This is a genomic window from Thalassobacterium maritimum, assembly GCF_031127805.1.
GTDB classification, from domain to species: domain Bacteria; phylum Verrucomicrobiota; class Verrucomicrobiia; order Opitutales; family Coraliomargaritaceae; genus Thalassobacterium; species Thalassobacterium maritimum.
The window spans coordinates 26,211-47,115 of sequence record NZ_JARXHW010000002.1 but is presented as its reverse complement, the minus strand read 5'-3'; the positions used below and the strand labels follow the sequence as shown (position 1 = coordinate 47,115).

Below are 20,905 nucleotides of genomic sequence, written 5' to 3'. Positions count from 1 at the left end.
TAGGCGTTTTCACCTAGAAATACCCAAATATTAACTCATACACATCATGAAAAAACCCATTCTCTTCGCCTCCAGCTTGTTGGCTGCGATTTCACTCAATGCGGCAACAGGCTACTTCGGAACAACTTCGATTACTGTAGACGGTGACACCTTAGACACTGCATCCCTCACATCATTTGGCAATATCGACCAATCGGCAGTTTTCCAGATTCAAGGCTTCAACTTGAACACATTTGAAGACAATGGATCTGAAATCACTCACATGACTATGCATTGGACTGTGGACGGCTTCGACAATACGCACCAAATCCAGCTGACTCCTGCGCCTGCTAAAGTTGGTAATGATCGCAACTGGGTCATCACCTCCTCCACCCAAGACCTAGTCACCAACAATGGTATCGGCGCCCTAGCACAAGGCTCTCACACCTTTGCAGCCTACTTCGAAGGCTACACAAATGGTGTAGACACAGCGGGTAACATCTTCTTAAACAACGGCGGATTCGACTATACCGCCGACTTTACCATTGTTCCAGAGCCAGGCACCTACGCCTTGATCGCTGGTTGTTTAGGCCTCGCCTTTGTTGCGCTTAAACGCCGCAGCGCATAGATAGAATTAATAGCTCAATAAGCCCGAACGAAAGCCGTTGCTACGATTGCAACGGCTTTTTACTTTAACAGCGCGTGTCTGACGCCCCCTCAGCATCCGTTCCCTTTTGAGACAGTAAAAAAGCGTCAATCGCTTGACGTGTCGGAATAGAGCTCTGAGCACCGAGCTGAGTCACCGCCAGTGCGGAGGCAGCCGATGCAAAGCGTCCCGCGTTGGGAAGCGACTGGCCCTCTCCGAGTGCCAACGCAAGCGCCCCGCAAAAGGTATCACCAGCCGCCGTGGCATCCACCGCATCGACTTCAAAGGCGGGCAAATAAGTACAATCAGCGGCATCAGACAGCACCACTCCGTGCGCGCCCAAAGTAATCGCGACAAATCGGTGCCCTCCTCGCCGACGCAATGCCTCGGCGAGTTTGAGCACGGCCTCGCGATCTCCAGGCTCAAAGCTTTGGTCCAAGAGATCGGCCGCCTCGATTTCGTTCACCACGAGTCCATGCACTGCCGCGTCTAAATGTAAGCTAAGGTCATGGGCGGGTGCATAATTCAGCAATACAGGCAGTCCGTGTTCCCTCGCAAAGGCCAGCACCGCTTGATTGCTCACTTGTGGAATCTCTTGCTGTAAAATAATCCAGTCACTCTGTAACATCAACGCCTCGACCGCATGCACACGCTCTGGAGAAAGTGCCGCATTCGCCCCCGCAGCCACACTGATACAGTTGTTCCCCTGACGATCAATCATCACAAACGCGCTCCCACTGGGCCATTCATCTTCGAGCGAAAGCTGCGAGCAATCAATGCCATGCGCCTCGAGGCTTTGCTTGTAATCGAGCGCTGTCTGATCGTGGCCCAAGGCGCCCACAAAACTCACCTTCGCTCCCGCTTGAGCTGCAGCGAGCGCCTGATTGGCTCCCTTGCCTCCAAAAGCTTGAGCAAATGTACCATCCGTGACCGTTTCACCCGGACTGGGCAAATGCTCCATTTGCATGATGTAATCAATATTCGCGCTACCAATGACTGTAATCTTAGGGCTCATTCTCTTTTAGTATGATAAAGCTCAAGATAGTAAAGACACGAACAGTCTATCTGAACCAGGCGAATAAAATCATGCCCGAGTTTATAAGCCCGCACGCGAAATACGTGTAAATAGGTCAGTAAAAATCGGATCACGCCGCACTTGCATTGCGCTACGAATCTCTGTGCGTCCTTCAACTTGCTGCCATGTGCCATCTGCTCGCAGGGCCGGCATGCCTGCCACCGCACTCGGGACGAAATCTGGATTCACCAACCAAGCCACGACTGCGATATCCCAGATAACTTTCGTCCATGCGCCCTCGTGCTCCCGATAGTCTTGGAATATTTTGCAGAGGTATTCCGCCAGCGGACCTTTGCCCGACAGATAATACTCCAGCTCATAAGGTGAGATTTGCAGATGATCCGCAACTGGGACGCAAGGCACACGAAAAAGAGCACAATTCGAGTCCAGCAAGGCCTGAACCGCAGGGATGTCTTGCTGAAAGTTAAACTCCCGATTGTGTGGCCAGTAATCAGCATGCCCGCCCAACCACAGTACGACGATATTATCGATAATGTCCGGCGCCAACAATAAGGCAGTAGCCACATTAGTGATGGCTGCGATTGCCATGACGTAAAGCGGACCTTTATCACGCTGCCGTGCACGCTCAATCAGATCCTGCACCGCAGCCGTTAACACAGGCTCGGCTTGATCAGCTAAAAAAGCTTCGGATCCTCGAAAAATCGGCATACAATCCGTAGACTTCATCAATTCAAGGATGCGTTGAATTTCGTCGTAGCTTTTCTCCATACCATCCGCGGCACTTTGCGAGCGATTGTTCAAAAATGGTGCAGCATAAATCGCTTCCAATTCGATACTCTCTGGAGCTAGCATGGCATAAACGATCGCAAACTGATCATCAATTTCGTTATACGCATCGGTATCCAACACCGCGCGCACGCGCCCAGTGGGCAGTTCAAGTAAAGTGGCTCGTTCCATCCTTATTATTTGTAAAGTAATCAACTGCTTAAAACACACAAAGAAGCCTAATCAGAATCGAAAAAATGTGCCGTCACTGGTCCATTTCACAAACGCAGCAGTACTGCGTTATAGGCGAGCCTAGCTTCCCTTCGATAAATAGACGTAATCAGATTTAAACCAATCATCGGCAGACAAGCGCAAGTCTTCTCTTTGACCGCGACCATAAACTTTGAGCTTACGCCCATCCAGGGCTTCATCGGCATAATTCTCGAACCACGCCTGCATCTGAACACGTAATTCTTCCGCCATCGGATGACTGGCGGCCGGCTCCAACAAATTACTTGTTTCATCGGGATCTTGGCATAAATCGTAGAGCTCATTCGGCCCTTTTTGATAGCGATGTACATACTTCCAACTACTTGTTCGAATCATTTGCACGGCCCCATATTCATCGAAGACGAACAAGGGTGCATCTTGCACTTCAGTCCCCCCACTCCAAAGATTCAACCTCGAGCGCCCCGGCAAATCCGCTGGAGTGTCTGACTCCAAACCAAGATAGTCCAAAAGTGTCGGCATAAAATCGTAGTGACTGAATAAGGCTGCCTGCGCCCGCCCCTGGCCAATCCGATCGCCATGCGCCACCAAAAAAGGCACCTTTACCGAACTGTCATACATATTCTGAGGGTAGGTGCCGTTCCCCTTACCATATATGCCATGATGCCCCATATTCATGCCGTTATCACTGGTAAAAACAATTAAAGTATTCTCCAATAATTGTTGCTGCTCCAAGCGATCCAAAATACGCCCAACATCAGAATCCATTGCCGTAATAGCGGCGTAATAGCCACTCAATAATTCACGACGCTTCTCAGGCGTGCTTCCGAAAGTAGCCGTATTAATCTGCCAAGGGTGCATTGGTAGATCGGGCACCGAATCGAACGCACAGTCATTGAAATAAGGATCAAAAAACTCCGGCGGATGTTCTTCCCGCTCCCATGGGCTATGTGGCGCAGTGTAATGAACCCCCAAGTAAAAGGGCTTCTGCGTATCGCGAACAGCTAAGAATTCAAGCGCATGCTCCGTGATCACATTAGTCACATAAGCAGGTTCATGTATCTCAGCGCCTTCGCGAATCATCGGCGCATTATAGTAAGGTCCACCACCACGCGCATGCACACGCCAATAGTGATGTCCGGAATGTAACTCCACTGCATTGCCTAAGTGCCACTTTCCAGACAAGGCACATTCATAACCATTTCGCGCAAGAATTTCTGTATAGGTTTCACGCGAATCAAGGTAATCAATAATTGCCCCATCAGAGGACTCGCTAGGCGAATTACCCCGACAAATCCAATCATGCACTCCATGTTGTGAGGGAATCATGCCCGTCAACAACGAGGCCCGTGCAGGCGAACAAACGGGAGAGACACAAAAAGCATTCTCCATGCGCATGCCACGCGCAGCAATACGATCCAAGTTCGGAGTGCGGACTTCAGAATTCCCCGCACAAGCCATGGCCCAAGCGCCCATGTCGTCGGCGAGTATAAACAGAACATTTGGTTTCTTCGTATTCGGGGGCATACAAGTATTTTTCTAATGGAACAGCTCAAGCAATTGGCTACGTCAAAGGAAAACCAAGCGGTAAAAAACAACGGCTGGCACCTTAAAAAAGCAAACGCAATACCCTTAGCAAGTGATCCATTGAATTGGGCTGCAAGACTATAATCCACGATGATGTTTGGCAAAGCACTTCGTATCAAAGTGGATTAAGTTCAAAGTAGCGACAGGAAGCCGATTGCAAAAATCGTCATTCCGAGTGCCGGCATCCACTGTCGTCAGCTTAAAGAAACTGTCGCCTAAAACTGAATACAAACTACCTCAAGCAGCTCGATCGGCATAACACATGCTCACAACTGTGTCCTCAATTAAGGCCAGACACGCATGACTATGAAAAAAAGCACACCTTTCAGCCACATTAAGTTCAGCTGCTGCACACTCTTATGCTGCCTCGTGGCATTTCCGACCAGCAATGCAAATGAAGTGAAGAACAAACTACAGGCATCCATCGACCGCGATGCAGAAGAAAGCATCGAAATCGCGCAAACTATTTGGGATTTAGCTGAGCTGGGCTACCAAGAATTTGAAAGCTCTAAGTTGCTACAACAAAAGGCAAAAGAGGCAGGGTTCACAGTCGAGACAGCCGTGGCCGACATTCCCACAGCCTTCGTTGCGAGTTATGGCTCGGGCCAACCGATCATCGGCATCCTAGGCGAATTCGATGCGCTGCCTGGGCTCTCTCAAAAGGTCTCGCAGCACCGCGAGGCACATATCAAGGGGGGCGCGGGGCATGCCTGCGGTCACAATCTGTTCGCAGCGGGCTCTTGGGCTGCCGCTAAAGCGATCAAAGAACAAATTGCCAATGGCACGCTCTCCGGCACCATACGCTTCTATGGAACACCTGCGGAAGAAGGCGGCGCGGGCAAAGTATATATGGCACGCTCAGGAGTATTCGACGATGTCGATGTCATGCTACACTGGCATCCAGCTGGTTTTAATGATGCATCCCCCCGCTCAACCAATGCAAATAAAGGGGCTAAATTTCGTTTTCATGGCATTCCCGCTCATGCGGCCTTATCGCCAGAAAAAGGGCGTTCAGCCTTGGACGCAGTCGAGGCGATGAATTTCATGGCAAACCTGATGCGTGAGCACGTGCCGGAATCATCGCGCATTCACTACGTGATTACTCAGGGCGGCGAAGCACCCAATGTCGTACCCGAGTTCGCCGAAGTCTTTTACTACATCCGGCATCCTGACTTCAAAACCGTACAAGAGTTATTTGACCGCCTGGTGCTGACTGCTCAAGCCGCGGCCATGGGCACCGAAACCAAGATGGATTTTGAGGTGATCAATGGCTCCTACAATATATTACCCAACACCACCCTATCGCAGATCACCTACAACAATCTAGTCGAAGTCGGTGGAGTGACTTACAATGCCGATGAGCAAAAGTTCGCCGAAGAGCTCTACACGACGCTTTATAAACCTGACGCTAAGCTCGGCTCACAAGAGCAGATCAGACCCTTCGTTCCGTCCGCAGGTCGTGCTTCCAGTGATGTGGGCGACGTCTCCTGGCAAGTACCCACAGCTGGGCTAACGACAGCCTGCCTCATTCCAGGCTCTTACCTCCACACTTGGCAAGCCGTAGCAGCTGGTGGCTCTAGTATCGCTCACAAAGGCATGCTCAATGCGTCCAAAGTGCTCGCAATGACCGCGGCCGAACTCATGCAAAACCCGGATTTGATCGCAGCCGCACGCGAAGAATGGGAGGCAGATCGCGGCGAAGACTTTAAATATGTGCCACTATTGGGAGACCGAGATCCTCCACTCGACTACCGTAAATAAGCGAGCATTCAGACCTTCAGAACGATCATGCAGAACGGCTCTGCGAGGCGCGACGAAGCGCATCCTTGAGCTCAATAATCTCCACAGGCTTGCGGATATAGTCGTTCATACCCGCGGCGAGACACTTTTCACGATCCTCATTCATCGCATATGCAGTCACGGCAATGATATACTGATCATCTTTCTCTATTTTCTCGGCACCGCTGCGGATAGCTTGAGTCAATTCGAGACCACTCAGGCCTGGCAAGCGCACATCCATCAGCACCGCATCATAGGCACGATGCTTCAATTGCTCTAAAGCATCTTCGCCGGATTCAACAACATTCGGGCGATAACCAAGCATTTCGAGCAACTCACGAATCACCCAACGATTGTCCTTGTCGTCTTCACACAGAAGGAGACGCAAGGGATAGGTGGCAGCGAAGCTCACTTCTAAACTATCGTCGCTCTCGTTTGCAGTATCGAAGGGCACTCGCGTACGCACTTCATGATCAGTCCGCAACAATTGAATCTCAAAATGAAATTGACTGCCAACCCCCACCTCACTTTCCACCCAAATCCTACCATCCATTCGTTCGATCAAGCGCTTTGAAATAATTAAGCCGAGACCGCTACCACCATACACTCGTGTAGTGGAAGAATCGACTTGGCTAAAAGCTCGAAAGAGTCGCTCGAATTTGTCTTTAGCTATGCCACAACCAGTATCTTTAACCTCAAAATGCAATCGATCATAAGACAAATCCTCCCCCGAAGGTTGCACCTCTATTCGTATGATGATCTCACCTGATTCGGTAAATTTAACTGCATTATTCGCAAGGTTTAAGAGTACCTGCCGGATGCGGTGCGCATCTCCAAGGTAAGTTTCCTGTACCGCGTCATCAATGTCATAATCAACTTTGATCCCCTTACTTTTCGCAGTCACTAAAATGCTTTCAAGCGACTCGCAAACCACCTGCTCCAGATCGAAATCGCCCGTCTCTAGCTCCAGTGCGCGTGACTCTATTTTAGAGTAATCTAAGATATTGTTGATTAGATCTAACAAAGCACGACCGCTACGCTTGATGATAGCAGCATGCTCGCTCTGCACCTCTGAGAGATCTGTTTGCGCCAGCAAGTCAGTATAACCGACGATCGCATTCATCGGCGTCCGAATTTCATGACTCATAATTGCAAGAAACTCACCTTTGGCCGAACTTGCTGCATCCGCAGTTTCCTTCGCAGCACGCAACAATTTTTCCTGCTCCCGGATCAGGATCAAGCCCGACAAACTAGTCGACAACACCCGGACTGCATAAATTTCGCCATCACTCCATTCATGCGCACGACTACAATGATCCACTCCAAAAAAGCCGTAGAGTTTGCCCTCCATCCACATGGGCACCACCAACATAGACCGGCTATTGAAATGTCTCAAAATATCCATCGACTGACGCTCTTTGCGCAGACCATCAATTTGAATATGCCGCCCTGCCGCTAATATTTGATACCAACCAGGACAAAATTCCTCCAGAGGAGAATCTTGATAAAGCGACTCTCCCACCATCTTAGGAGAACTTTCATCCACACGCCACTCATGCTTGATACAGAAGCTTTGGAATGCCTCATGTGTGCGATCTGAAATCTCAAATATAAAACCACGCTCCACATCTAATGCCTGCCCAACTTCACGCATCGCAGCTTCCACAGCCTGACCGACGTCTTGAGTCGTCAACAGATTATTATTGGCACGTGCCGTCGCTCGTAAAATCCGATCTCGATCACGGATCGCAAGTTCCGCAACTTTTCGCTCACTAATATCATAAGCAACCCATACCACACTGGATGCTCCGCCAACAGAGCGACGCATAGGCGTCACACGTGCCTCGAAAACATGTGTCCCGACATCGGCTGACATCAACGAATACTCGTGCTTACGAATTTCGTTACTCAAAATGGTCTTCTCGATTGTATCTAAAAAACCACGACAAACCTCCGGCTCAAAAATATCAGCAATATTACGGCCAACCGCTCGCTCAGCCGACACGATGCGGTGATTCGCTTCAATACGGGCACTTCCAGCAAAGATATCGCGAATCTTTCCAGTTCTTGTTAAAACAAAGGCAATATCTGGAAGTGCTTCTGTAAATGCACTCAGGCGCGTTTCATTTTCCAGAATTTGTGACTCTCGCATCCGTAGCTCCGTCATCACGGCAGCCAAGCATATTGAAGTTGCCGAAACAATACCGACAAAAATCCAAACATTCGCAGGGCTCTGGCTCATACCATTCCCGGTCCCGGATAAAATAGCGACAATCTCCCATCCAGCCAGCAATGCCAATGCCAGCACACCCGCTGATGCGCCACGTAAGCCAAATCGAATAGCGGACCACGCCATGATCGGAAAAATCGCTAATTCCATAGGATAGAGCAAGGTATCCGTCGGCGCCCAATTTTGAAAAGTCACATGCCCAAAAGTCAACAAAGCCAAAAACCAGAGGCAAACTTCCACACCTTGATAGCCTGTAAGCCGAAAACCTGCAGGCTTAAACCATGTGAGTATAAAAGGTGTCACGATAATTGCACCCACTGCAGCAGAGAGCCAATTAGTGAGGAACAAATGCAAAAATTCGTCCCAAACTATCAGGTTCCAGGCTCGACTTAAAAATAAGGTCTGCACTAAGGCCCCCAACAAAGTGCTTAGCACCAGCCCAACAAAAATTACACACAGAGCATCACGTATACGTTCCATCTGCAACTCAACCTCCAGCAAAGCAAGGGCTCGATAAGCCAAGGCCGCTGTCAAAGTTACCGAAAATGGCATACTGAATAACAACAGATACTGCTGTTCTTCAAAAGTCGACGGCAGTAACGCACCGACAAATACGGCCGCCAGATAACGATACCCCCCAAGCAAAACGATGGCAATCGCGACGCCAAATACGGGCGCAATCTGCCGGATGTGATCACCAAAACGAAGATCGGCAAGTGCCACGGTAATCTGAGCAGCAAAAGCCACTGCGATTGCGGAGCACAAGAACTTCAGAGCAAAACGCAGGGTATGATTCTTCATTCAACAGGTCGGACGTATTCAAATACGACTATAAAATAATGCCAAACAAGGGGAACCTAAAAAAGCTCTAAGATTCGGCCAAGAACACTCCACAACAAAACTAATTACGTTGCCACTCCCCAGACTGTGATTCGATCCAAACCCCTCTAGGAGATTTCTTACGAATCTGCTCGGCGCGCTTGCGTTGCACCGTCGAAATAGAAACGCCTAAGCGAGTGGATATTAATTTGTAATAGGCCAGACGATCTTGGTTCTCGTCCGACAAGAGGCGGCGCTGCTCAAGCGAAATTGAGCCACGAGCCTCAACCAAGCCCAGATTCGTTTCGCCCACCAAACCACTCAATTTCAACTCCATCAAGGCGGGCAAGCGCTCCCCCATCGTCGCCCGTAGGGCTTTTTCGCTGGAAGTTACTGTATTCGCCGACAGCGGCACTTGTGCACAAAACAAACTGATTAAGCCTAACAATAGGCAGTTCACTATTTTCTTATAAATGTTCATTTACTCGGATCCTTTCTCATCAGTGACACCCATCCCATCCAATTCGTCAAAATCGTCAAAATCACCACGCTCGCCCGAATGCTTGGCAGCAATCTCGCGCGAGCGAGCATCTAGCTCCGCAAAGGACTCTTCTAGTTCGCGCTCCAAGCGCACATTCACATCCATTGTGATTTGGATCGGCTCAATGCGGTGTTCCGTCTTCACGGACACACAGCCCGTGGTCATTTGACTGGCCACACAACAAGCCCCGATTAAGAGCGGTGCAAGCATCTGTGTAGACCTCGCGGGACGCGATAGAGTTCGTTTGCAGGGTATCGTATTCACAAGTCCGCATTAGACCTAGTCAGTCGACTGTTGGCAATCCTTCTTCGAATTGAATTCTGAAGAAAATTCAAAAAAGTTAAAAAATAGGCTTGATTCAGGCCGATCAAGCCGCACTTTGTTCGCTTTCTCAAATCTAGAGGACGGTTAGCTCAGCTGGTTAGAGCACCTCGTTTACACCGAGGGGGTCGTGGGTTCGAATCCCTCACCGTCTACCATTTTTTAAAACGTCGAACCGGGGATTAAGCAATTAATCCCCGTTCTTCTATTATGCGTCACATCATCTCAATTCTTGTCGAAAATAAATTTGGAGTTCTCGCTCGCATTGCTGGAATGTTCAGCGGTCGCGGATTCAATATCGAGACACTGAATGTGGGCCCCATGATTGACAACAAGCTTTCGCGCATCACGGCCACGATTATCGGAGATAGCGAAGCACTCGACCAAGCGATCAAACAAGTCAACAAGTTGATCAACGTCTTAGAGGTCACAGAGTTTTCTGACGGACAAGCCACAGAGCGCGAGCTTGTGATGCTAAAAGTCAGCGCCACAGCAAATCAACGCACTGAAGTGGTCCAAGTATGTGATATCTTCCGCGCTAAGATTATCGACGTCGCCCCCGAAAGTGTGAACATCGAGATGACAGGCAATGCCAGCAAGGTAACAGCCTTCCTCAATCTAATCGAGCCCTATGGAATCGTCGAAATGGCACGCACTGGTAATCTTGCCCTCAAACGTGGCTAAATGAACTCTGCGCCCTTGGTTCTTCTTGCTTCTGACTTGCGAGCTGCTCTTAGCTGCAAGCTGCTCTTAGCTGTTTCACCTATGTAATTTGGAAACTTAAAGGCACACTTTTCGGTTTTTTATTGCCGAACTCACGCACGTCACCGCACATTTCAGCCATCCCTCAATACCACACTTAAGTTTTTCATTAACCAGGGAGTCATCGACTTCCACAATCAACGATAAATATGCCTGCTAAAGTCTATACAGATAAAGACGCCGACCTACGAGTTATCAAAAAGAAGACCCTCGCCATCATCGGCTACGGTTCTCAGGGCCACGCACACGCCCAAAATCTCAAGGACAGCGGTCTGAATGTGATCATTGGTCTCTATAAGAAGAGCAAATCTGCCGCCGTAGCCCGCAAACAAGGCTTCGAGGTATTCGAAACTGCGGAAGCCGTCGAACGTGCTGACGTCATCATGATCGCAGTGCCCGACATGAAGCAGGCTGAAGTTTACGAAAACGACATCCTTCCAAACCTGACAGAAGGCAAGACACTTGCATTCACACACGGTCTCGCAATTCACTTCGGCCTCATCGAAGCTCCTAAGGGCATCGATGTCATCATGGTCGCACCTAAGGGCCCTGGCCACGTGGTTCGCAGCCAATATGTCGAGGGCAAGGGCGTCCCAGCACTGATTGCAATCAACGAAGGCTCTTCTAAAGATGCCAAGAAGGTAGCCTTGGCATGGGCCAAGGGCGTAGGCGGCACACGTGCCGGCGTGATCGAAACAACTTTCAAAGAAGAGTGTGAAACTGACCTCTTCGGTGAGCAAGCCGTCCTTTGTGGTGGTGCTTCCGCACTCGTCATGGCTGGTTTCGAAACTTTGGTCGAAGCAGGCTACCAACCAGAAATGGCTTACTTCGAGTGCTTGCACGAGTTGAAGCTAATCGTCGACCTTATGGTTGAGTCTGGTATCTCCGGTATGCGTTTCTCCATCTCTGAAACTGCTGAATGGGGCGACTACATCTCTGGTCCTCGCGTGATCAACGCACAGTCCAAGAAGGCGATGAAGGCGATCCTCAAGGACATCCAAACTGGCAAGTTCACAAAGAACTGGGTCAAGGAATACAAAGATGGCCTGCCAAAATACAAGCAGTTCATCGAAGACGGCCAAAACCACCAGATCGAGAAGACTGGTCAACGCCTCCGTTCACTCATGCCTTGGGTCAAGAAGCGCAACATCAAGGGCACACAAGCTTCTTACAACTAAGCGATTTCACATTTGAAATTCAAAGCGGTCGTCGGAATATACTGACGACCGCTTTTTTAGTTTGTAGTGACAAGCTCCACGCTTGTCGCCCATCGCGCTTTAAAAGCCTCCTGCCCAGTCACGACGTCTTCAAACAATGTCCGATCCAATTCTCATCGCCACTCGCAAAAGTCCGCTTGCCCTCAAACAAACGGAAATGGTACGTGCCCGCCTAGCGGAACAACTGCCCACGCAGTCATTTGCCAATCTAGAGCTGACCACTAAGGTCGACGAACGCCTGAATTGGTCGTTAGAGAAACGCGGCGGCATTGGCCTCTTTACTAAAGAACTGGAAGACGCCCTACTCAACGAGCGTGCACGGCTAGCCATCCATAGCGCCAAGGACATGCCCACCACCTGCCCCGACGGGCTCGCCATCGCCGGCTACTTACCGCGCGCACGTGTCAATGACGTGCTGGTGCATCGCAAAGACTGCCCGATTCCGCGCAGCATCGCCACCAGCAGCCCGCGCCGCCGAGCGCAAATCGGCAAACTCTTTCCATCCGCAGAATGGACGACTATACGCGGCAATGTCGGCACCCGCTTACGCAAAATCGCCGCCGGCGAATGCGAAGCCAGCCTACTTGCAGCCGCCGGACTGGATCGCCTCTCCATCGAGGCCCACGAAGGATTAAATTTCATTGAACTCCCCGTGCACCAGGTGGTACCCGCACCGGGCCAAGCCGCAATCGCCGTGCAATGTCGCAGCGAAGACCTAGCCGACTATCAAGAGCTCTTCTGCCCACAGACCAAACTGGCCGTCACCTTCGAAAAAGCTTTCCTAAAACGCCTCGGCAGCGGCTGCCAAATACCAGTCGGAGCCTATTACAAGCCTGGCTTGTTCCGCGTCTATCACCCCGAAGTCGGGCACCAGAATTTCGAAATCCAACTCGAAACAATGGATCAAATCGAGCCTGATCTGGATGCGATCATGCTGGCACTCAAACTCTAGCGAATTATAGCCTGCTTGCTTGCAAGCAGCTAAGTCGCCTCCTTTTTTTTCAGAGCCACGCGGCAGCTAAAGCAGCCGATCCCAATTCCTAATTCCCAATTTCTAATTTTCGTAGCATGTCTCAACAAGGAAAAGTATATCTCATCGGCGCAGGTCCAGGCGACCCTGGCCTAGTCACCGTTCGCGCACGTGAACTCATCGAGCTCGCAGACGTCATCGTTTACGACTATCTCGCCAATCCAAAATTGCTGGATTGGGCCCGCACAGACGCAGAGAAAATCTACGTCGGCAAACGCTCTGGTATGCACTCGATCCCACAAGATGAAATCGAAGAGATCTTAGTCGACCGTGCCAACAAGGGCCTACAAGTCGTACGCCTCAAAGGCGGCGACCCCTTTGTCTTTGGGCGCGGGGGCGAAGAAGCCAGCGAACTACAAATCGACAAGATTCCTTTCGAAATCGTCCCCGGTGTGACCGCCGCACTCGCCGCCGCCGCTTACGCAGGCATCCCCCTCTCCCACCGCGACTACAGCTCTTCGATCACTTTTCTCACCGGACACGAGAACCCCGAAAAGCACAGCCTCAGCATTGATTTTAAACTGTATGGCCAAACCAATGGCACACTTTGCCTCTACATGGGCGTGGGCCAACTACCGCGCATCATCAAAGAGCTCAAAGCTGGCGGCATGTCGGGTGATATGCCCGTAGGCATCATTCAATGGGCCACACTCAGCCGCCAGAAGTCTGTCTTTGGCACGATCGACAGTATTCTTGAAGATATCGAGCAATCCGGCATCGGCACGCCCGCCATGATCATCATCGGACAAGTCGTCGCCCAACGCTCAAAGACTGAATGGTTCGAAGGTCGCCCCCTCTTTGGCAAGCGTATCGTCGTCACACGTGCCCGTGAACAAGCGGGGCAACTCAGCCAGATCCTAAGCGACCAGGGTGCCGAAGTCATCGAACTGCCCTTCATCTCCGTGGAACAACATTTCGATCCGCAACGACTGAGCGAAATTTTTGCCGGCATCGCGGTGTATGAGTGGATTATCTTCACCAGTGCCAATGGCGTGAAGAATTTCTTCGAACTATTTTATAAGGCCTACGATGACATTCGTTGCCTCGGGCCGATGCGCATCGCAGCAGTCGGCGCCGCCACCGCACGTGAAGTGAAAAAGCACAAACTCAAAGTAGATCTGGTCCCACAGAAGGCAAATGCCGACGCACTGGCTGACGAATTGATCGAAAATGAAGGGATCGAAAGCGTACAAATATTGGTAATTACTGGCAACCAAAACCGCGATAACCTAGTCAAGCGCCTAGAGTCCGACGAAGGCCGTGCCATCGTCGATACACTCCCGCTCTACAAGACAACTAAAACCGACCTAAGCCAAAATCCTGCCGCCGAACGCTTCCGCAAGGAAGGCGCCGACGCGGTCTTATTCACCAGTTCTTCCACAGTTAAGTCCTTCGTTGAGCAACACGCAGCCCTCACACTCGAACCCGGCGCCCGTAAGCCTGCCTTCGGCAGCATCGGTCCACTCACCACCAAAACACTCGAAGAACTCAAACTTCCGATTGCCTTCGAAGCGCCACAAGCCAGCCTAGAGCACTTCGTCGTCGAGACGATCAGTTCCCTCAACGCACAATAAAACCGCCACGCGCGCTCCCAATAATCTCAATCAAAACCACAATACTATGAAAGTCACACTCGAAACCACACAAGGTTCTATCACATTCGAACTTTTCGCCGACGTCGCTCCCAAGACCTGCGAAAACTTCACCACTCACTGTAAGAACGGCTACTACAACGGAGTCATCTTCCACCGCATCATCGAGCAATTCATGATCCAAGGCGGCGACCCCACAGGCACTGGCCGCGGCGGCGAGTCCATCTGGGGCAAAAACTTCGAAGATGAGTGCGCACGCGACCTCACTTTTGACAAGCCTGGTATTTTGGCCATGGCCAACGCAGGCCCCGGCACCAACGGCAGCCAATTCTTTATCACAACCGCAGCCACACCTTGGCTCCACATGAATCACACCATCTTCGGTGAAGTGGTGGAAGGCATGGATGTCGTTGAGAAATTAGAAAAAGTCAAAAAAGGCGCAGGCGATCGTCCAGTCGAAGATCAAAAGATTATCTCTGCGACAGTCAGCGAGTAGTCCAGAAGACGGAGGGCAAAAATCCGAAGTCAGATTTTTAACTGAAATACTAGACGGCTCGCAAAGAGCCGTCTTTTTTTGTGTCTAATCGATGGAACAAGCCATGCTTGCCTCCCGACTCTCCACTTCCCACGCTCCACTCCATTCAAATGCAAATTCTAGCACTTCACGGCTTTACCGGTCGTGGCAGCGACTTCGCCCCCTTCGCGAAACTATGCGGTGGCGAATGGCGATGCCCCGATCTGCCTGGCCACGGCAATGAGCAGCCACTCGACTGCAGCCCCCAAGCGACCGCCGCCTACATTCAGCAGCAAATCCCCTCGCTCGGCGCCCCCGTGGGCACAGCCAAAAAGCTTTTGCTCGGCTATTCCATGGGTGCACGCGCTGCCCTGCTTCACGCCTGCCAAGATCCGCAGGCATGGGATGCACTGATACTCATCAGCCCCAACCCCGGCATCGAAAACGAAAGGGAACGCAGCCAGCGCCGCTGCGCAGATAACGACCTGGCTGACGCCATCGAAACTCAGGGCGTGCCCGCATTTTTAGAATTTTGGCAAAACACGCCCATGATTCGTAGTCAGCAGAACATTTCCAGCGAATGGCGCAATGCCATGCAAGCAAGCCGCCGCCAACATAGCGCAATCGGTTTGGCCAATAGCCTACGCCAATTCGGCCAAGGCGCAGTCATGAATCTCTGGCCTCACATCAGCCGCTTGAAGATGCCCATTTTACTAATCACTGGTCAACAAGACAGCAAATACTCCGCCATCGCCCAGCGTATGCGATCCTTAAGTGCGCCCCCACTCGACCTGCCTTGGCAGCATCGGATCATCGAGGGCGCAGGCCACGCGCCACATCTCGAAGCGCCCGAAGCGAGCGCACAGCTCGTTCGCCAGTTTCTGCAAGCGCTAGAGTCGTGAACGAACTGGGAGCACCACTAAAATGAGCGCTGACTCATACCGATCTCATTTTGAATCTGCTTTCTAAGCGACTTCAACCAGCCCTCAAGCACGGCCGCACTTTCATACTTGTTCTGCAACAGATACCCGACATCCAATTGCCGATTCTTCAGGTTATATAAATCACCAAATTCATCCTCAATCACCCGCATCAATGCCCGTAAATTGGTGCGGCGAGAAGCTTCCTTTTTGCCTGCGTGACTTTTGGTACTAGTATTCAAGAAACCATTTTCATAATAGTAGGTTCGCGTCGCATCCGGACGTCTTTGACGGGAATTATGATTACGTAATATCTGTAAAATATCACGATGCCAATGATCTGGTATTGTTGACAAATAACCCGCCCCTTCGTCCAGCATCAGATAAGTCCAATAAACTTGATTGAACAGATCGATCGCATACTCAAGATCGTGCACCTGCCTCGCATAAGCCTCACGCGATATCTCCCGCCAATCCTCAATACGCGAAGGTCTGATTGTAAATCGCCGAGCCTTGGCATAACGCGTATCTTTAGTGACCCAATCAGGAGCGTCATCCCCAGCGGAAATATATGTCGCGACGCCGATCACACTATTTTCAGAATCGATCACAGGGCCACCACTATTGCCAGGCACAAAATCACAATCAACTTCGATTTCGGACGGCCCAATTCCCTGAATCCTCCCAAGGCCGCTGGTAATCACACCAGCGCCCTCACTATTTCCCAGCACTGTAACCTCCGCATGCGGATCCGCACGATCCGTAATCACCAAGGCGGGCCGCCGGCTCACCTCGAAACGAGCGATATCTTTACTGTTGGATATTTGAAAAACGCCTAATTCAATATGTTTCCCCCTAGAGTCTATAGCCTTCACATTCTCAATATCAGCAATCACATGCTGATTTGTGTAAAGGTAGGTATTTCCTGCATCATGTGCGAAAAAGCCTGTCCCGGTGCTCTTTTCTGTCTGAATAATCACGACTGCATCGACTGCAGACTCTGCCAGAGGCAGCTCCGGCGGCTCCCACTGTGATATAAATTCTCGGTCACCGCTAGAAAGCAAATCATAGCCAATCTCGAATGTCTGACCATCCGAACGCATCACAGACACAGAACGATCCGTCTTCGCGAGTAAAACGACGTCAATACTTCGCCCCTTAGGATCTGTTAGCGTATACTGCGTCGCACTCACCGAGAGTAGCGACAACAGCAATGTAAACAGTGCAAAATTACCTATTCTCCAAAAGTCCATTGATCACGTTATTTATTAGAAATAAATAACGTGATCAAGGTAAAACTCACGACTAACGCGAAGCCGCAAGCAAATCCATTACGCAAAGCCCCTACGAAGCAGCCTCCCAAGGCGAATCCACCACCTTATACCCATTGGGCGTCTTACGAAAGAGGATTCCATCGACATCAAAGTATTCAATATCTCGATACCAAATTGAAGTAGCATCTTCAGGCAGGCTTCGAGTCAAGGCCCCCACTGGCTGCTCGACCCAAACGAGCCCCTCAGCCGTGTTCTTAAAGAACTGACCATCCCGCACCAACAGTTCCTGCTCGCCTTGCCAGACTGATAATTCAGAAAGAACGGGCTCACTGACAACCACCGGCGTGTTCACAACTGTAGACCCCGAGCTCACAAGCACCGGCTCTTCCACTACGATATAGCCGTTAGGTGCTTGTCGGTAATAGACATTATTACTAGAATAATACACATACCCACCCACCACTACGCGCGAACAGCCTGGTGGCAATGTATGGATGATCGCACCGCGAGGTGCCTTAGTGACCACATAGCCATGCTTAGTGTGCTTATAAAATGTCCCATTATTATAGCGAAAGCTGAAATTGCCGACCCGAATCTCCACAGATCCTTTAGGTGCTTGTATGCCGACATACGCACCGATGCTCGGCCCGCGAGCAGGCGCATGCGAGTGTTTCGAAGGGCTATGTGGTTTCGCTGAAAGACTCATCGCACACAAAGGAACCATAGTGAGACTCAAGAGGAATGCTTTATTTACTGTTGGGTATTTCATAATATTTTACTTCTATATTGCGCAGCGCCTGAATGGCGGCTGTTAGGAAATAGATCGTGCGATATACCATAAAGTTACATGACACTTTTGTCATAAACCTGCGCCCCCCTCCCTGACCTAGCCCAAAAATCTCTCTCGGCCCCACTTGCATTTGATCACATTGCATCTAAGCTGCAGCATGACTGAACCTTATTTCACACTCAACACTGGTAAAAAGATCCCTGCAGTAGGATTTGGCTGTGCCTTTGGCAACTGGACAGACGAAACGGAGATGCAAGGCTTTCGCCCGGAACTCGCATGGCATGGAGTCACCGAAGCTTTGAAAGCCGGCTACCAACACTTGGACACAGCGCACTGCTACGCCACCGAACGCCACGTGGGCGACATCGTCGGACGCTCTCTGAGCGAAGGAAAGCTGCAACGCGAAGACTTATTTATCACCACCAAACTTGCCCACCCGGCCGCACCACCCCATGTCGCGATCTCGCATCGCCTGACTTGGAACTGGACCTCCGTCGAAGACATCCAACAGCGGGTAATGGACGATTTTGAAGCATCGAAAGATAAGCTCGGCATGGGCTACGTCGACCTATTGTTGATGCACTGGCCAGGCGATTTTGTAAATAAGGACAAAGGCTTTGGCCGCGAAGCACGGCTCGCCATTTGGGAGGTTTTCGAATCACTCAACAAACGCGGCGACGCACATGCAATCGGCGTATGTAACTTTACTGCCAACCACATCGAAGACTTGATCTCCGCAGGCCGTACCGTGCCTGCGGTCAACCAGTTTGAACTTCACCCTTATTGCCAAGACCCGGAACTGGAAGCCTACTGTCAGTCCCAGGGCATCTTGGTGGAGGCCTATGCGCCCTTCGCCTCCGGAGCCTATGGCATTCTCAAAGATCCAGTCATCAGCGAGATCGCCCAACAGACCGGACGCTCCACCGGGCAAGTCATCTTACGCTGGCAACTGCAATGCGGCCGTGTCGTGCTCCCCAAGAGCTCCAACCCGCAACGCATGGCACAAAACCTCGAACTCTTTGACTTCGAACTAAGCGACGAACAGATCGCAAAGATCAACGCACTCGCGCCCAAGGAAGCTAAGCGCAGCACCGTAGATCCCGCCACAATTGCCTAGCTTGCCAAGGAAAATCCGCCAAGGAATTATCCTTGGCGGATCTCTCCACTCACTCTTGCAGTGGCAGCACCTCGATCCAAAACCAGTTGTTGCCCTCCCATTCATTGATCTCCACTGGCTCTACCAGCAAATGCACCGCACTTAAATAATACGCTTTGCTGCGGCCTGGCGAGATGGCTTCGATGTCCGTACCTCGCAGAAAAGAATCCTCACGTGGTCGGTGGCGTGCAACCTCGGATTGCTCCACGTACACGCCCAGCCAATAACCACCAAACATCGGCCGTTTAGCGGGCGTCGTGGCACGTATCACATCCCCCACTTCCATCGTGACGGTTGGAAACTGCAACGCTCCCATCAAATCGGCCTCCACCACACGGTGACTTTTGATTCCGTAGCGCGCCTGACAGCCACTCAGCAGCCAAGTCATCGCAAATATCGCAGCCGTGGTACAAATAGATTTCATCATTTTTAAATGCATACAAATGAGGGATCAGAAAGTGATTTTCAATTCACTGGAAAATTGAACAAGAACGCGATTCTGCAGACTAATACAACATGAAACAATCCGAAGTCACCGTTCCTTGGGAACAAGGCCTCCACCTCCGGCCTGCCACCGATCTAGTCCATCTCGGTCAACAAGCGAAGTCCTCGATTATCATCAAATCGGGCAACAAAATCGCGAACATAAAGAACATCCTGTCCATACTGATGCTATGCGCGAGCGTAGGCACCACACTCACAATAGAAGTGAACGGCGAAGACGAAGATGAAGCCTCTCAAAAGATTCACAAATACTTCGAGACTAGCAGCGAATGATTCAAACAGACGCAGAAATATAGTTACCAGCCGGAGCGATCACTGGAACAAACTCGCTTCGAGCAATTTCTGCGCTGCCTTGGTCAGATGCGTGCCACTGCGCTGGAGCCGATAGATCTGACGCTGAGGCACCGGGCTGGCAAAGGCGCGAAAGCTCACATTCGGAACGCTGCGCCCCTCCACGGCTAATTGTGGCACCACGGCCACGCCTAGATTGGCCGCCACCATGGCGATCGCGGTTTCCAACTGATCGCATTGCAAACGTGAATCACAGCGGCGAAGCCCGCAGGCCTGCAGCACTTGATCGCGCAAGCAATGGCCATCCTTCAGATGGATCAACTCCTCGGCGGGCAAGCATTCAGCCGTGGGCGCTGCGCTTTGCTGCGCGAGTGGATGCCCCTCGGGCACGGCCAAGAGTAGTGTTTCTTGAAAGAGCTCATCGACCTGCAAGGAGTATTTATTCAAATCCTGCTCAGGCACATCACTCAAAATCGCGAACTCGATACGCCCCGCCACAACTTCCTGAATGAGTGATGAGGTGCGGTCTTCGATGAATTCAATTTCGATGCTCGGATACTCACGCTGGAAGGTGGTGAACAGCCGAGGCAAAAGATAAGGCGCCAAGGTCGGGATGATTCCGAAATGTATCTTGCCCCGCTGTAATTCACTGCGCGCGCGCAATTGCTCCCGCAAGACCGATTCCTCGCGCAAGAGTCGCTTGGCATGTCGTAACAATAACTCCCCCGCTGCGGTGAGTTCGATGCCGCGCGGACGCCGCTCCATCAATTGCTCCCCGATCTCCTCCTCCAAAGACATGATTTGCTGACTCAAGGAAGGCTGACTGATCTGACAGCGTTTAGCCGCCGCAGTCATCGAGCCTGCCTCAGCGGTCTCCGTAAAATAGCGCAGTTGTCGTAAATCCATGTATTCGAAAAAAAATAG

General features: G+C 51.0%; 20 protein-coding genes and 1 tRNA gene. 11 read left to right on the top strand and 10 right to left on the bottom strand.

All coding sequences use genetic code 11. From position 1 onward, the window contains the following. Positions 1-46: 46 nt before the first annotated feature. Positions 47-607 (top strand): PEP-CTERM sorting domain-containing protein, encoded by a 561-nt coding sequence (locus QEH52_RS01205; protein WP_308948101.1) that lies wholly within the window; start codon positions 47-49, stop codon positions 605-607. 64 nt (positions 608-671) lie between these two features. On the opposite strand, the gene rbsK is transcribed toward QEH52_RS01205, so the two are convergent. The 3 genes from rbsK to QEH52_RS01190 form a co-directional block, all read right to left on the bottom strand. Further along, the gene (gene rbsK / locus QEH52_RS01200) at positions 672-1,640 is read right to left on the bottom strand and encodes a ribokinase (RefSeq protein WP_308948100.1); all 969 of its coding nucleotides are present in this window, start codon (positions 1,638-1,640) and stop codon (positions 672-674) included. 81 nt (positions 1,641-1,721) lie between these two features. After that, complete coding sequence (locus tag QEH52_RS01195; RefSeq protein ID WP_308948099.1) at positions 1,722-2,618, bottom strand: nucleoside hydrolase; 897 nt, start codon at positions 2,616-2,618, stop codon at positions 1,722-1,724. Between the two features lie 120 nt (positions 2,619-2,738). After that, positions 2,739-4,181, bottom strand: coding sequence for a sulfatase family protein (locus QEH52_RS01190; protein ID WP_308948098.1), 1,443 nt, complete (start codon positions 4,179-4,181; stop codon positions 2,739-2,741). Positions 4,182-4,541: 360 nt separating this feature from the next. On the opposite strand from QEH52_RS01190, the gene QEH52_RS01185 reads away from it, so the two are divergent. Then, entirely contained in the window at positions 4,542-6,002 is a 1,461-nt protein-coding gene (locus QEH52_RS01185; protein WP_308948097.1) for an amidohydrolase, read from the top strand. Between the two features lie 25 nt (positions 6,003-6,027). Here the strand turns inward: QEH52_RS01185 and QEH52_RS01180 are convergent, their stop codons facing one another. The 3 genes from QEH52_RS01180 to QEH52_RS01170 form a co-directional block, all read right to left on the bottom strand. After that, positions 6,028-9,051 carry an ATP-binding protein gene (locus QEH52_RS01180; RefSeq protein WP_308948096.1) on the bottom strand — a complete coding sequence of 1,008 codons (3,024 nt, stop codon included), beginning with the start codon at positions 9,049-9,051 and terminating at the stop codon, positions 6,028-6,030. Between the two features lie 100 nt (positions 9,052-9,151). Further along, positions 9,152-9,550, bottom strand: a complete 399-nt coding sequence (locus QEH52_RS01175; protein ID WP_308948095.1) for a YdbL family probable chaperone protein — start codon at positions 9,548-9,550, stop codon at positions 9,152-9,154. Beyond that, positions 9,551-9,820 carry a hypothetical protein gene (locus tag QEH52_RS01170; RefSeq protein WP_308948094.1) on the bottom strand — a complete coding sequence of 90 codons (270 nt, stop codon included), beginning with the start codon at positions 9,818-9,820 and terminating at the stop codon, positions 9,551-9,553. A gap of 192 nt (positions 9,821-10,012) precedes the next feature. On the opposite strand from QEH52_RS01170, the gene QEH52_RS01165 reads away from it, so the two are divergent. The 7 genes from QEH52_RS01165 to QEH52_RS01135 all read left to right on the top strand — a co-directional run bounded on the left by QEH52_RS01165 (position 10,013) and on the right by QEH52_RS01135 (position 15,948). Continuing rightward, positions 10,013-10,089, top strand: a tRNA-Val gene (locus QEH52_RS01165). Positions 10,090-10,141: 52 nt separating this feature from the next. Beyond that, entirely contained in the window at positions 10,142-10,615 is a 474-nt protein-coding gene (gene ilvN, locus QEH52_RS01160; protein ID WP_308948093.1) for an acetolactate synthase small subunit, read from the top strand. A gap of 227 nt (positions 10,616-10,842) precedes the next feature. Next, complete coding sequence (gene ilvC / locus QEH52_RS01155) at positions 10,843-11,871, top strand: ketol-acid reductoisomerase (protein ID WP_308948092.1); 1,029 nt, start codon at positions 10,843-10,845, stop codon at positions 11,869-11,871. Positions 11,872-12,007: 136 nt separating this feature from the next. Beyond that, the gene (gene hemC, locus QEH52_RS01150) at positions 12,008-12,862 is read left to right on the top strand and encodes a hydroxymethylbilane synthase (RefSeq protein ID WP_308948091.1); all 855 of its coding nucleotides are present in this window, start codon (positions 12,008-12,010) and stop codon (positions 12,860-12,862) included. A gap of 116 nt (positions 12,863-12,978) precedes the next feature. Next, positions 12,979-14,514, top strand: coding sequence for a uroporphyrinogen-III C-methyltransferase (gene cobA / locus QEH52_RS01145; protein WP_308948090.1), 1,536 nt, complete (start codon positions 12,979-12,981; stop codon positions 14,512-14,514). A 46-nt stretch (positions 14,515-14,560) separates the two neighbouring features. Then, positions 14,561-15,028, top strand: a complete 468-nt coding sequence (locus tag QEH52_RS01140; RefSeq protein ID WP_308948089.1) for a peptidylprolyl isomerase — start codon at positions 14,561-14,563, stop codon at positions 15,026-15,028. Between the two features lie 149 nt (positions 15,029-15,177). Next, entirely contained in the window at positions 15,178-15,948 is a 771-nt protein-coding gene (locus tag QEH52_RS01135; RefSeq protein ID WP_308948088.1) for an alpha/beta fold hydrolase, read from the top strand. A gap of 17 nt (positions 15,949-15,965) precedes the next feature. Here the strand turns inward: QEH52_RS01135 and QEH52_RS01130 are convergent, their stop codons facing one another. Both QEH52_RS01130 and QEH52_RS01125 read right to left on the bottom strand, forming a co-directional pair. Continuing rightward, a complete protein-coding gene (locus tag QEH52_RS01130) occupies positions 15,966-17,219 on the bottom strand; it encodes a S1 family peptidase (protein WP_308948087.1) in 1,254 nt (417 codons plus the stop codon). Positions 17,220-17,310: 91 nt separating this feature from the next. After that, the gene (locus tag QEH52_RS01125) at positions 17,311-18,009 is read right to left on the bottom strand and encodes a DUF6515 family protein (RefSeq protein WP_308948086.1); all 699 of its coding nucleotides are present in this window, start codon (positions 18,007-18,009) and stop codon (positions 17,311-17,313) included. A gap of 178 nt (positions 18,010-18,187) precedes the next feature. Between QEH52_RS01125 and QEH52_RS01120 the strand changes: the two genes are divergently transcribed. Beyond that, positions 18,188-19,147 (top strand): aldo/keto reductase family protein, encoded by a 960-nt coding sequence (locus tag QEH52_RS01120; protein ID WP_308948084.1) that lies wholly within the window; start codon positions 18,188-18,190, stop codon positions 19,145-19,147. A 49-nt stretch (positions 19,148-19,196) separates the two neighbouring features. On the opposite strand, the gene QEH52_RS01115 is transcribed toward QEH52_RS01120, so the two are convergent. Continuing rightward, a complete protein-coding gene (locus QEH52_RS01115; protein ID WP_308948083.1) occupies positions 19,197-19,613 on the bottom strand; it encodes a hypothetical protein in 417 nt (138 codons plus the stop codon). Between the two features lie 89 nt (positions 19,614-19,702). On the opposite strand from QEH52_RS01115, the gene QEH52_RS01110 reads away from it, so the two are divergent. Beyond that, a complete protein-coding gene (locus QEH52_RS01110) occupies positions 19,703-19,963 on the top strand; it encodes an HPr family phosphocarrier protein (RefSeq protein ID WP_308948082.1) in 261 nt (86 codons plus the stop codon). 39 nt (positions 19,964-20,002) lie between these two features. On the opposite strand, the gene QEH52_RS01105 is transcribed toward QEH52_RS01110, so the two are convergent. Continuing rightward, positions 20,003-20,887: a LysR substrate-binding domain-containing protein gene (locus QEH52_RS01105; RefSeq protein WP_308948081.1), complete on the bottom strand. Its 885-nt coding sequence runs from the start codon at positions 20,885-20,887 to the stop codon at positions 20,003-20,005. Positions 20,888-20,905 lie beyond the last annotated feature (18 nt).